The sequence below is a fragment of the Niallia taxi genome (assembly GCF_004005475.1).
Taxonomy (GTDB): Bacteria; Bacillota; Bacilli; order Bacillales; family Cytobacillaceae; genus Niallia; species Niallia taxi.
On record NZ_RZTZ01000002.1, the window covers coordinates 114,401 to 126,738 of the forward strand.

At 38.9% G+C, this 12,338-nt stretch carries 12 protein-coding genes; 8 read left to right on the forward strand and 4 right to left on the reverse strand.

Annotation, left to right across the window (positions count from 1 at the left end):
- Positions 1-6: 6 nt before the first annotated feature.
- Complete coding sequence (locus tag EM808_RS05435; protein WP_127737027.1) at positions 7-450, reverse strand: universal stress protein; 444 nt, start codon at positions 448-450, stop codon at positions 7-9.
- Positions 451-563: 113 nt separating this feature from the next.
- Between EM808_RS05435 and EM808_RS29470 the strand changes: the two genes are divergently transcribed.
- Positions 564-698: a hypothetical protein gene (locus EM808_RS29470; protein WP_259347124.1), complete on the forward strand. Its 135-nt coding sequence runs from the start codon at positions 564-566 to the stop codon at positions 696-698.
- Between the two features lie 56 nt (positions 699-754).
- On the opposite strand, the gene EM808_RS05440 is transcribed toward EM808_RS29470, so the two are convergent.
- Complete coding sequence (locus EM808_RS05440) at positions 755-1,852, reverse strand: M24 family metallopeptidase (RefSeq protein WP_127737028.1); 1,098 nt, start codon at positions 1,850-1,852, stop codon at positions 755-757.
- Between the two features lie 180 nt (positions 1,853-2,032).
- On the opposite strand from EM808_RS05440, the gene EM808_RS05445 reads away from it, so the two are divergent.
- From EM808_RS05445 to EM808_RS05455, 3 genes are all read left to right on the forward strand, one after another.
- A complete protein-coding gene (locus EM808_RS05445; RefSeq protein WP_127737030.1) occupies positions 2,033-2,278 on the forward strand; it encodes a hypothetical protein in 246 nt (81 codons plus the stop codon).
- Between the two features lie 376 nt (positions 2,279-2,654).
- Entirely contained in the window at positions 2,655-3,974 is a 1,320-nt protein-coding gene (locus EM808_RS05450; protein WP_127737032.1) for a DRTGG domain-containing protein, read from the forward strand.
- A 16-nt stretch (positions 3,975-3,990) separates the two neighbouring features.
- The gene (locus tag EM808_RS05455; protein WP_127737034.1) at positions 3,991-4,926 is read left to right on the forward strand and encodes a DHH family phosphoesterase; all 936 of its coding nucleotides are present in this window, start codon (positions 3,991-3,993) and stop codon (positions 4,924-4,926) included.
- 57 nt (positions 4,927-4,983) lie between these two features.
- Here EM808_RS05455 and ytrI read toward each other — a convergent pair whose 3' ends face one another.
- A complete protein-coding gene (gene ytrI / locus EM808_RS05460; RefSeq protein WP_127737036.1) occupies positions 4,984-5,493 on the reverse strand; it encodes a sporulation membrane protein YtrI in 510 nt (169 codons plus the stop codon).
- A gap of 1 nt (position 5,494) precedes the next feature.
- Complete coding sequence (gene ytrH, locus EM808_RS05465; RefSeq protein WP_127737038.1) at positions 5,495-5,827, reverse strand: sporulation membrane protein YtrH; 333 nt, start codon at positions 5,825-5,827, stop codon at positions 5,495-5,497.
- 280 nt (positions 5,828-6,107) lie between these two features.
- On the opposite strand from ytrH, the gene dnaE reads away from it, so the two are divergent.
- From dnaE to accA, 4 genes are all read left to right on the forward strand, one after another.
- Positions 6,108-9,470 carry a DNA polymerase III subunit alpha gene (dnaE, locus tag EM808_RS05470; RefSeq protein WP_127737040.1) on the forward strand — a complete coding sequence of 1,121 codons (3,363 nt, stop codon included), beginning with the start codon at positions 6,108-6,110 and terminating at the stop codon, positions 9,468-9,470.
- 161 nt (positions 9,471-9,631) lie between these two features.
- Positions 9,632-10,249 carry a FadR/GntR family transcriptional regulator gene (locus EM808_RS05475; RefSeq protein WP_127737042.1) on the forward strand — a complete coding sequence of 206 codons (618 nt, stop codon included), beginning with the start codon at positions 9,632-9,634 and terminating at the stop codon, positions 10,247-10,249.
- A 154-nt stretch (positions 10,250-10,403) separates the two neighbouring features.
- Positions 10,404-11,273 carry an acetyl-CoA carboxylase, carboxyltransferase subunit beta gene (gene accD, locus EM808_RS05480; RefSeq protein ID WP_127737044.1) on the forward strand — a complete coding sequence of 290 codons (870 nt, stop codon included), beginning with the start codon at positions 10,404-10,406 and terminating at the stop codon, positions 11,271-11,273.
- Complete coding sequence (gene accA / locus EM808_RS05485) at positions 11,267-12,220, forward strand: acetyl-CoA carboxylase carboxyl transferase subunit alpha (RefSeq protein WP_127737046.1); 954 nt, start codon at positions 11,267-11,269, stop codon at positions 12,218-12,220. The genes accD and accA overlap by 7 nt, the downstream gene beginning before the upstream one ends.
- The last annotated feature ends 118 nt before the right edge of the window (positions 12,221-12,338 follow it).

The window sequence follows — 12,338 nt, forward strand, 5'->3', positions numbered from 1 at the left end:
CCTTTTTTATATTCCGTTCCTTACAATTAAGACATCACAAGGTGCATTACGGGCAATACCTTCGGAAACGCTTCCGATAATAAAACGTTCGACCGTATTTAATCCGGTAGCACCACAGATAATCAAGTCTGCATTATATTTTTCAGCGATTTCCCTTGGAATAACAGCTCTTGGTGAACCGAATTCAATAGCCTTTTCCACATCCGACAATCCGGCTCGCTCAGCCCTTCTTGTATACTTATCCATTAATTCCTTAGCAAACTCATCTGCCTTGGAAGCAACGGACTGATCAAATGCTGCAACTGTAGCGAAAGAACGAGTGTCAATAACATGTGCTAAAATAAGCTCAGCATCGTTTTCCACTGCAATAGAAACAGCCTTTTCAAATGCCTTTTCCCCTTGCTCTGAACCGTCGACGGCAACAATGATCTTCTTATACGCCAACCCCATATTAACAGCCTCCTTTTACTCTCTCTCTTAATTATATACCCACTGCCTGCATAACATTAACGTTAAAATGCAACAATAAAAAGGCATTTCAGGAACAGGAGGGGACAGCCATCATGAGGGACACAAAGGGAAACACAAACCTTGATTATGATGAAAACGGCCATTTGGAAGTAACGGCACAAGTGATGGAAGCTTATAATGACGGCGCCATTGACAACTTAATCATCCGCAGTCAAGAGGAAAAATAGACAAAAAAACTGACTCAAACTCCGTTTTCATACGGTCATTTGAGTCAGCCTCTCTATTATGAAATGACTTGAAGCTCCTTTGGAAACTTCGTCAAGATTTCAACACCATCTTCTGTAACATAAACATCATCTTCAATTCTTACTCCAGCAACATTTGGTACATAAATACCCGGCTCAATTGTGTAAACCATGCCAGTCTTAAGAACAAGCGGATTTGTTGAAGTTAGGGATGGATACTCATGAACACTGATGCCAAGTCCATGTCCAAGACGATGCGGGAAGTATTCTCCAAACCCTGCATCTTTAATGACATTGCGTGCTGCAAGATCTATATCCATGCATTTTGCTCCAGGCTTTGATGCATCAAGAGCCGCAAGCTGTGCCTTTAATACAGTGTCATATATATTTTTTTGGTCATCATTAATATCGCAATATGCTACCGTTCTTGTTATATCTGAACAATATCCGTCAACGACAACCCCTAAATCAAACAGAACTAAATCTCCTTTTTTGATCTTCGTACTGCCTGGGTTTCCATGTGGAGATGCTCCGTTTTTACCTGTTAGCACCATTGTTGAAAAGGACATTTTGCCAATGCCTTTTTTCTTCAGTTCATATTCAATTGCAGCCAAAACTTCCATTTCTGTTTTGCCTTCTGCAATCTCACTGCAGCCAACCTCAATCGCGTAATCTGCCCATTTACAAGCTTCACGGATTTTTGCAAGCTCTTGCTCTGATTTCACCATTCTTACTTCATTGAGCTTTTCCTCTGCAGGAAGGAAGTCAACAACTGCTGGGAAATATTGCTTTAAAGCTTCATAACGCTGAACGTTCATATGCTCCTTTTCAACGGCAATCCTTTTTGCTGAAGCTTTTTTTGCTACCTTTTCTTGAATTGCTTCCCAAGGATTATCGGTATCGCTGTAGCCGATGATGTCATATTGCCAGCCAGCATTTCTTGCATCATTTTGCTCCATTGCTGGACAGACAAGGATAGGCTCTTCCTTCGGAAAAAGAATAAGAGCTAATAGACGTTCATGCGGGTCACTGTAAAATCCGCTTAAATAAAAAATATTATCTGTTGATGTCAAGAAAGCAAAATCAATCGCTTCCTGTTCCATCCATGTTGAAATTTCCTTTAATTGTCTTTCCAAGGAATTATTCCTCCTTTATATACAAGCATTTACTATTAAATATCACTAATAAGATTATCAACAACTCCATTGCTTGTAAACCTTTAGTAGCTCGAAATAATTATTGTTAATTAGAAAAATCAACATTTTTTAAACTTGTCCGCATAGAATGAATATAAGTGAGAAATGAGGAGGCAGAAAATGAAGAAGAATCGTTATTTACTTTGTATTTTATTATGTGGAGTCCTTCTATATTATGGAGTGCCACGACTTGCTCCATATGATGCTGGAATATCAGGTGTCTTTTCCATCACTTGGCTAGCCTTTGCTATATTTGTACTGGCAGGAAATTTAACTGCATTGCTATATGCTCCTAAAGGGAAACAAGGAAGCAAAAAAACGCTGCAGCAGCTACAGAAAAAAAGAAAGATTCGTTACTATCAATAATAAAACAAAAGCTTGCCAACCCTACATCCCTAACGGCGTTTGGAATTGCCAAATGGTGGATAAAAATGAAGGGGTTTGGTAAGCTTTTTTTTATCCAAATATTATTACAGTTGGAATTTTTGTTTATAACAAATTAACAGCTTGTTTGAATTTACATTGTGAAATAAGTGTAAAATGATTTATCAGCTAAAACTGTACTAATAATTTTTTTAATAAAATTTATACTGTTATATATATAATGGATTGAATCGAAGGATTGGACATTCTATAATAATAGGTAAGAGAAAATTTGTTAAAACATATTTTTCGAAAAAATATTGAAATGAACAATAGTAAGACATTTACATAAAAACTCAAGTTTAAAGGAGGGTGAACAGTGGCGACAAAACATGAACAAATTCTTACCTATATTGATGAGCTTCCTGTCGGAGAAAAAATTTCGGTCAGGCAAATAGCAAAGGCGCTGAGCGTAAGTGAAGGGACAGCCTATCGTGCAATAAAAGAAGCTGAGAATAAAGGATATGTTAGCACGATTGAAAGAGTAGGAACAATTAGAATTGAAAGAAAAAAGAAAGAGAATATTGAAAAGCTGACATTTGCAGAGGTAGTTAATATCGTCGATGGTCAAGTTCTCGGAGGAAGGGACGGGCTTCATAAAACACTCAACCGTTTTGTAATCGGAGCGATGAAGCTTGATGCAATGATGCGCTATACTGGTGCAGGTAACCTGATGATTATTGGTAACCGCATAAAAGCCCAGGAGCATGTGCTAAGAGCAGGGGCTGCTGTATTAATTACAGGTGGATTTGATACAGAAGATCAAGTAAAGCGGCTTGCTGACGAGCTACAGCTGCCGATCATCTTGACAAGCTATGATTCCTTTACAGTGGCGACGATGATTAATAGAGCAATTTATGATCAATTAATAAAAAAAGAGATTGTTCTTGTTGAGGACGTTCTAACTCCACTTGAAGAGACTATTTATCTCAAAACAGATGATCCTGTATCAATGTGGCAGAAGTATAATGAAGAGACGCTGCATGGCAGATTTCCGGTTGTCGATGCCAATATGAAGGTACAGGGTATGGTTACATCGAAGGATATAATCGGAAAGCAAAAGGATATTCCCGTTGAAAAAATCATGACAAAAACCCCTGTTACAGTTGGCGGCAAAACAAGTGTTGCTTCTTGCTCTCATATTATGGTTTGGGAAGGAATAGAGCTTCTTCCTGTTGTTGATGAAGCGAATCGTCTGCATGGGATTATCAGCAGACAGGATGTATTAAAAGCACTGCAGATGAATCAAAGACAGCCGCAAATTGGGGAAACAATCGATGATATTATTACAAAGCAAATGAATGTTACAAAAGGGAAGCTGAAGACAGAAAATTCCTTTACTTGTGAAGTGAGTCCACAAATGACCAATCACTTAGGAACTATTTCATATGGAGTTTTTACAACCATTGTAACAGAGGCTGCAAACAGGGCACTGAGAGGGCATAAGAAAGGCGATTTAGTTGTTGAGAATATAACTATTTATTTCATTAAACCAGTGCAGATTGACAGTACAATCGAGATAGTGCCAAAAATCTTAGAGGTCGGCCGAAAGTTTGGAAAAGTGGATGTAGAGGTGTTTAACCAAGGTGTGCTTGTAGGTAAAGCGATGATGATGTGCCAATTGATTGACAGACATTAAAAGGAGAGAAAAGACAATGAAGCAAAGTATATTAGACGCTATCAAACAGTTTGATACGATTATCCTACACAGACATGTCCGCCCAGATCCTGATGCATATGGTTCGCAAGGAGGGCTTGCTGAAATCATTAAAACCTCTTTTCCTGCTAAAAAAGTGTATACAGTTGGAAAAGAAGAGGAATCCCTTCATTTCATGCGCAGGCTCGATACAATTGAGGACAGCACGTATAATGATGCATTAGTAATTGTGTGTGACACGGCAAATCAGGCGCGTGTTTGTGACTCCAGGTATACGAAAGGGAAAATGTTTATCAAAATCGATCATCATCCAAACGATGACCCTTATGGAGATATTGTGTGGGTGGACACATCTGCAAGCTCTGTCAGTGAAATGATCTATGAATTTTTCTTGTTTGGTAGAGACCAGGGACTGCAATTAAATGATGAAGGAGCAAGGCTTTTGTATGCCGGAATTGTAGGAGATACCGGCAGATTCTTGTATCCAAGCACAACAGAAAAGACATTCAATTATGCAGGGGAATTGATTACCTATAACTTCACAAGACCTGACATGTACAACCAAATGTATGAGCTTGATCCAAATATCGTGAAGCTGAGTGGGTACGTGCTGCAGAATTTTACGATGCTGCCAAGCGGAGCAGCCTACATGAAGCTTGATAAAGAGGTATTGAGCAGCTTCCATGCGATTCCATCTCAAGCATCCTTGCTTGTCGGAGATTTGGGAAATGTGAAGGGGATAAAGGCTTGGGTATTCTTTATTGAGGAAGAAGACCAAATCAGAGTCAGATTTCGCTCTAAAGGGCCAATCATTAATGTGCTTGCTAAAAAGTATAACGGTGGTGGCCATCCATTGGCATCTGGTGCGAGCATTTTTAGCTGGGATGTCGCAGAGGAAGTTATTCGTGATTTAGAAGAGCTTTGTAACCAATAAGGAAAACAAAGAAAATCCCAAGAAGTTACTGGCTTCTTGGGATTTTTCGGCTATTTGCTAGTCTGCAAATGTGACACTAAGCTCCACATAGACTGTCGTGTAAATGATTAGCTCAGAGACCTTAAATCTGTATCGTTTTTGATCTGATTCAACCACTTTGTTTTCAATTGATTTCTTTAAAAGAGCCCTGCTTTTATAAACAAGCTCCATATCCTTTGCAACAATTGTTCTAAGATCTTCTTTTATAGCACCTTCCATTTCTAAAGCGTTAAATGGTTTAATATTGTATTTTTCCTTGTCCTTGCTGTTTATCTTTACAACTATTCCTTGTATAGTAAGTTTTTCCTCGGCTTTTTTATTCAACTCAGAAAATTCCTGCTGCCAAATTTCTTTATCTTTTTCTAGGTTATGAATGGTGCTTTTTTGGTTTTTTATTTCTGTGCTGTATCTTTCCTGCCAAACACCAAACATAAACAAAAAGACGCACCAGCTTATAAAGCCTCCTATCACCATTCCAGCGAAAAAGCGTTGAAGGGAAACATTCTTATAAAATGGTGGAATTCGCATATTAAATATACTCCTGTGTAATCCATCTTAGTATTGTCGCACCTGTATGGGCGCCGCCGAATGCGGAAACGATTAAAAGAATTTGCTTGAAAAGATCCTTAGTTCCAGCATCATAAATACCTTTTTCAATCGTATGAATAGCGTCAAATGTGCCGCCGATTGCTGTGACAATTGCCCATATCCTAATCATATCCGATAATTTTGTTATTTCTGTCAAAAGAGGCTTGCCTGTCATGAATGCAGCCAATCCTCCAAGTAATGCCCCTCCAAGTACTACCCCAAGTGCAATAAAGTAACTTTCTATAAATGCTGGAAAAAACGGTTCTTGGTTCATTTAAGTCAACCTCACAGTCCCTATTATTCTCTTAGTTATACATATGGACAAACAGAAGCAATTATGATTGCCAGTCCAAGTAAAACATGAAAAAACTAAAAGTCGAAGGTGCATGACCGAATAATGGGAGATGGAGAAGGGGAGATAAGAACATATTTTCTTTTTTTATACAATACAACTATAATAAAAGGATAATAAGTTGCTGTAGTCGAACAAATAAAAGATTGCAGCAGTAATAAGAATAGCTTAAGAAAGCTTTTGTAAAAGAGTGGTGATAAATATGTCTTATGTTCATTTGCAAGTATCGAGTGCATACAGCTTGCTGTCTAGTACGGCTTCTGTTAAACAGCTTGTTACCTCTGCAAAAAGTAGAGGCTTTAGTGCACTTGCCTTGACTGATCGTAATGTTATGTATGGAACAGCAGCCTTCTATAAGGAATGTATAGCGCATAACATCAAACCGATTATTGGTCTTACTGTCGATGTAATTAGTGAAAAGCATGTAGAGTCGGCCTTTCCGCTAGTCCTGCTAGCGAAAAATGGGCGCGGATTCCAAAATCTCTTAAAATTATCGAGTGCTATCCAAACGAAAAATAAACAAGGTATTCCAATTAAATGGTTAAAGCATTATGCTGATGGCCTTTTTGCTTTTACTCCAGGATATACTGGAGAAATAGAGCAGGCATTGCTCACAGAGGACATAGAGCATGCAAAGGAAACAACTTTATTATTTAAAGGAATTTTTGCTCAAGGGCATTTTTTCTTGTCGCTCCAAAAACACGGAATCATAGCTGAAGCAGCTTTAAATGAAAAGCTGAAGCAGTTGGCTGCACAAACAGAAACAAAGCTTGTAGCAACAAATGCTGTGCAGTACACAAACAAGGAAGACAGGTTCGCACACAAATGCTTGGCAGCGATAAAAAATGGCATCACTTTAGCAAATATAGAGCCAGATGAATGGGAGTCAGACGAGCGTTATTTGAAAAGCAAGCAGGAAATGGTGGAATTGTTCAGCGACGAACCAGAGGTACTGGAGAATACTTGGGCGATTGCTTCTGCATGCGAATTCCAACCAGGAGAAAAGGTTGCAGCATTACCGAAATACCCACTTCCTGCTGGTGAAACAGCAGCGGAATATTTATTGCGCCTTTGTGAACAAGGACTGCTGCAAAGGTATGGAAATCCATCGGAAATACATATGGAACGGCTTCGTTATGAATTGAATGTAATAAACAGGATGGAATATAGTGATTACTTTCTGATCGTTTGGGATTTCATGAAGTATGCACGAGATAATGGAATTCTTACAGGTCCGGGCAGGGGAAGTGCAGCTGGTTCGATGGTTGCATATGCATTGTTTATTACAGATGTCGATCCAATTAAATATGACCTTTTGTTTGAGCGCTTCTTAAATCCGGAACGGATTACCATGCCTGATATTGATATTGATTTTCCAGATGACAAGCGGGAACAGGTTATAGAATATGTCAAAAATAAATACGGAGAACTGCACGTAGCCCAAATCATTACATTTGGAACTTTAGCAGCTAAAGCTGCATTAAGAGATGTTGGCAGGGTTTTTGGTTTAACAATAAAAGAGCTGGAGCAGCTTTCAAAGGCAGTGCCCTCCAAGCTTGGAATCACATTGGAACAAAGCTTAAAAGAATCAAAGCAGCTACAGGTGTTTGTGGCAGAATCGCCAAAAAATAAACAGATTTTCGAGACAGCGAGCAAAATTGAAGGCTTGCCACGTCATGCATCAACACATGCAGCAGGTGTTGTTTTAAGTGAGGAGCCATTAGTACAAATCGTTCCGATACAACAAGGCAGCGAGGACGTTTATTTAACACAGTACAGTATGGAACATCTGGAAGAGCTAGGATTGTTGAAGATGGATTTCCTCGGCCTGAGAAATCTCTCTTTGCTTCAAACCATACTCGATACCATTCAACGTCAGACGAAAAGACAGATTTCTATTAAAGAAGTGCCTTTAAATGATGCTGCTGTTTTTGAGTTATTGGGCAAAGGTGAAACAACCGGGATATTTCAGCTGGAATCAGATGGAATGAGAAGCGTCCTAAAAAGACTAAAACCGACAGAATTCGAAGATATCGTCGCGGTCAATGCCTTGTACCGTCCTGGTCCGATGGAGAATATTCCACTGTATATTAACCGTAAACATGGCAACGAGAAAATTGATTATTACCATCCAGACCTACAGCTGATTCTAGAGAAAACATATGGAGTAATCGTTTATCAGGAGCAAATTATGCAAATAGCCTCGAAAATGGCTGGGTTCACACTAGGTGAAGCAGATTTGTTAAGAAGAGCAGTAAGCAAAAAGCAGCGAGATGTTTTGGCAGCTGAAAAGGTTCATTTTGTGAAGGGTGCTTTGGCAAAAGGCTATGCAGAAAGCGTTGCGAATGAAATATATGAACTGATAGTCAGATTTGCTGATTACGGATTTAACAGAAGCCATGCAGTTGCATACAGTATGATTGCCTATCAGCTTGCCTATTTGAAAGCAAATTATCCGCTCTTTTTCATGTCGTCCTTGCTTACATCAGCAGTTGGCAATGAAGGGAAAATGATGCAGTATATTCAAGAACTGAAACAAATGAATATAAAGGTGCTGCCTCCGTCCATTAATAGAAGCCATTTCGCTTTTACTGCAGAAGGAAGCAATATTTTATACAGCCTTGCTGCTATTAAAGGGATCGGAGCTTCCGTCCTAAAAGAAGTTTTTCGGGCAAGAAGGCAGAAAAAGTTTGATGATCTTTTTGATTTTTGTCTGCGAACCTCCCCGAAAATTGTCAACAGAAAAATCATAGAGGCATTCATTCATGCAGGCTGTTTGGATGAGTTTGGGGAGGATAGGGCTACATTGCTTGCGACCATTGATGTTGCCCTGCAGCATGCACAGCTTGTACATCCAGATGGAATGGAGCAGGATGACCTTTTTGGTGAGGAGGGCTTTTTCTTCAAACCGAAATATGTCCAGGTAGATCAGATGGATGCAGAAGATAAGCTTTCATTGGAGAAAAAAGTTCTCGGACTTTATCTTTCTGACCATCCAGTCTCCATATATGAAAAATACAAGAAGTCCTTGCAGTGCAAGGAGCTTGCTGAGATGAATCAAGGTGGGAAGTATCGGACTATTACCTATATAACAGACTGGAAGGCTATTCGCACTAAAAAAGGGGAGCCAATGGCTTTTCTTACTTTAAATGATGAAAGCGGAGAATTAGAGGCAGTGGCATTTCCAGCAGTTTATAAAAAAATACAACATCTTCTGCAAAATGAAAAAATTTTATTTATGGAAGGAAGGGTTGACGAAAGAAACGGAAATAAGCAGTTTGTTATTCAAGAGGCAGAAAAAGTTTCCGAAAAAGTCCAATCACTCAATAGGAATAATCATAAATTATTTATTAAGATTGTCCAGGAAAAAGATACAGACGAAATAAAAGGTAGACTATTGGACATCATTAACCAATATAAGGGGGCAGTGCCTGTCATCATTCATTATGTGCAATCAGGAAAAACGATTCAACTAAACGACGAATATCTCATTAATCCGACAAAAGAATGCATCCGCAGCTTTGAAGAATTGCTTGGGACTAATAGTGCAATCTTGTCTGATTAACTTTACATCTTCTTAAAGTTGTTATATTGTTTAATAAGTCAACTGGTCTGACCACTTTTAGCTCTTGCTTTCTTTCAAAAAAAGGCAGGTTTTTTAAGGGCGGAATGAAAGCTGGCCAGAGATTTAAGGACATGCTAACAAGAAGCAGGTGATGATGAACGGTGAATGAGTCTTCTTCCAACAGCTCCAAGCTTTACTTGGACATAGTCAATCATTTAAGGGAAATGATTGAAAAGGATGGCTTAAAACCAGGAGACAGACTTCCCTCTGAACGCTCCCTTTCCGAAAGGCTTAATGCAGGAAGATCATCTGTGAGAGAAGCACTGCGGGCGTTGGAGCTTTTAGGGCTAATTGAAACGAAAAAAGGGGAAGGTACTTTTCTTCGGGATTTTCAAGGACATAGTCTTGTACAGTTAATCAGCACCTTTGTATTGCAGGATGAAAAGGCGAAATTGGATGTTTTAGAAACAAAAGACTTTATACAATTGAATTGTTTGCAGATCGCAATGGAAAAAATGACAGAGAAGGAGCTGGCGGAAATTGCAGAGTGGGTTTACTCTGATATGGTCAGTGAAAGTGATTTTTTTTTCAGGATTGTCCAAATAGCTGATAACTACTTGCTGTTTCGCTTATGGACCATACTAAAGGATTATTATTTCTCTCTTGGTTTTCCCAATGTATATTGGTCAAAAGAAGATTATTTGCTGCTATTAGATAATATAAAAAGCAAAAATGAACAAGATTTAATCATGAATTATAGGAAAAAGAAGCAAACATAATGGAATCATACTTTTACTTTTAATATCCTGACTTTTTTTATCGTGAACATTAAATAAAAAGCAGGAACATGTCTATGCTCTTTTTTACTAAGATGTGCACCCTTAGAATTTGGGTAGTCACACAACGCAGAAAAATGGGGAGGCTTCCACATTGATGATAAAGGAAATATTTTCGAAACCGAAAAAAAAGAAATATGCAACAATCCCTTCTGAATCATCTAAAACTGATGTTCCTGAAGGTGTCATGACAAAATGCAGCAACTGCAAAAAAATTATGTATACGAAAGAATTGCAAAAAAATCTTAAAGTTTGTTTAAACTGTGGCTTTCATTTGCCAATGACAGGTTATGAGCGTTTAAGCTCTTTGCTGGATGAAGATACATTCACAGAAATGAACCAAGACATGAAAACTGGAAATCCACTGAATTTTCCAGGCTATGAAGATAAGATTGCAGGCGACCAAAAGAAGACAAATATGAATGAAGCGGTCGTAACTGGAACAGGTGAAATAAACGGTATTAAAGTAGTAATCGCAGTGATGGATTCTTCTTTCCGCATGGGAAGTATGGGTTCCGTTGTTGGCGAGAAGATTACGTTAGCAATTGAAAAGGCTGATGAGCTTTCATTGCCATTTATTATTTTCACTGCTTCAGGTGGTGCAAGGATGCAAGAAGGTGTCCTTAGTTTGATGCAAATGGCTAAAACGAGTACAGCATTGAAGAAGTTCAGCGACAATGGTGGACTTTATATTACAGTGATGACACATCCGACTACCGGAGGAGTTTCCGCGAGTTTTGCTTCGTTAGGTGACTTTAACTTTGCTGAGCCTGGCGCGCTTATCGGATTTGCTGGAAGAAGAATTATCGAACAGACAATTGGAGAAAAGCTTCCAGAGGATTTCCAAACATCTGAATTTCTATTAAAGCATGGACAGCTCGATGCCGTCATACCGAGACTGGAAATGAAAGAAAAGCTCCATTTAGTTTTAGAAATGCATCAGGCAGGCGGTGATTCAGAATGGTAGAACTAGAATTTGACAAGCCAGTAGTTGAATTAAAAAACAAGATTAAAGAATTAGAAGATTTCTCCAAAAAAGCAAATGTAGATCTTTCCACTGAAATCGAAAAGCTGGAAAAACGATTGGAAAAATTGGAAAAAGAGGTTTATGAGAACATGAAGCCTTGGGACAGGGTGCAGATTGCAAGGCATCCAAGCAGGCCGACAACTCTTGACTATATTCCTTATCTTTTCACAGATTTCATGGAGCTCCACGGTGACAGGACTTTTGGCGATGATGCTGCAATTGTTTCAGGTATTGCCAAATTTAAAGGTTTGCCAGTTACGGTAATTGGTCACCAAAGAGGGAAGGATACGAAGGAAAATATTCGCAGAAACTTTGGGATGCCACATCCTGAAGGATATAGAAAAGCTTTAAGGCTTGTGAAGCAGGCAGATAAATTCAGAAGACCAATCGTATGCTTTATTGATACGAAAGGAGCTTATCCAGGTAAGGCTGCTGAAGAGCGAGGCCAAAGCGAAGCAATCGCAAAAAACCTGTTTGAGATGGCTTCCTTGAAAGTACCTGTTGTATGTATCGTAATTGGAGAAGGCGGCAGTGGCGGTGCTTTAGCATTAGGTGTCGGAAATTATATGCATATGCTAGAAAACTCCACTTATTCGGTAATATCTCCGGAAGGTGCTGCTAGTATCTTGTGGAAGGATTCAAACCAGGCGAAGCAAGCTGCCGAAAGAATGAAAATCACAGCTCCTGATTTAAAGGAAATGGGTATTGTCGATACAATCATTCCAGAGGTAAGAGGCGGAGCACATCATGATGTTGAGGCACAAGCAAAAGAAATTGAAACAGTGCTGTTTGCTTCCCTTAAGGAATTAAAAGCAATGACAGAAGCAGAACTTGTTGAACATCGCTACAATAAGTTTAAAGCAATTGGAGAACATATTTCTGAGTGAGCCAATACGGGAGCTTAAATGGGGGGCATGAGCTTTCTTATTTAAGCTCTTTTCTTTTGTAATGAAAAAAACATAAAAATTTGTATGAATTGTAGCATTTATTAGCGGAAAATGAGAA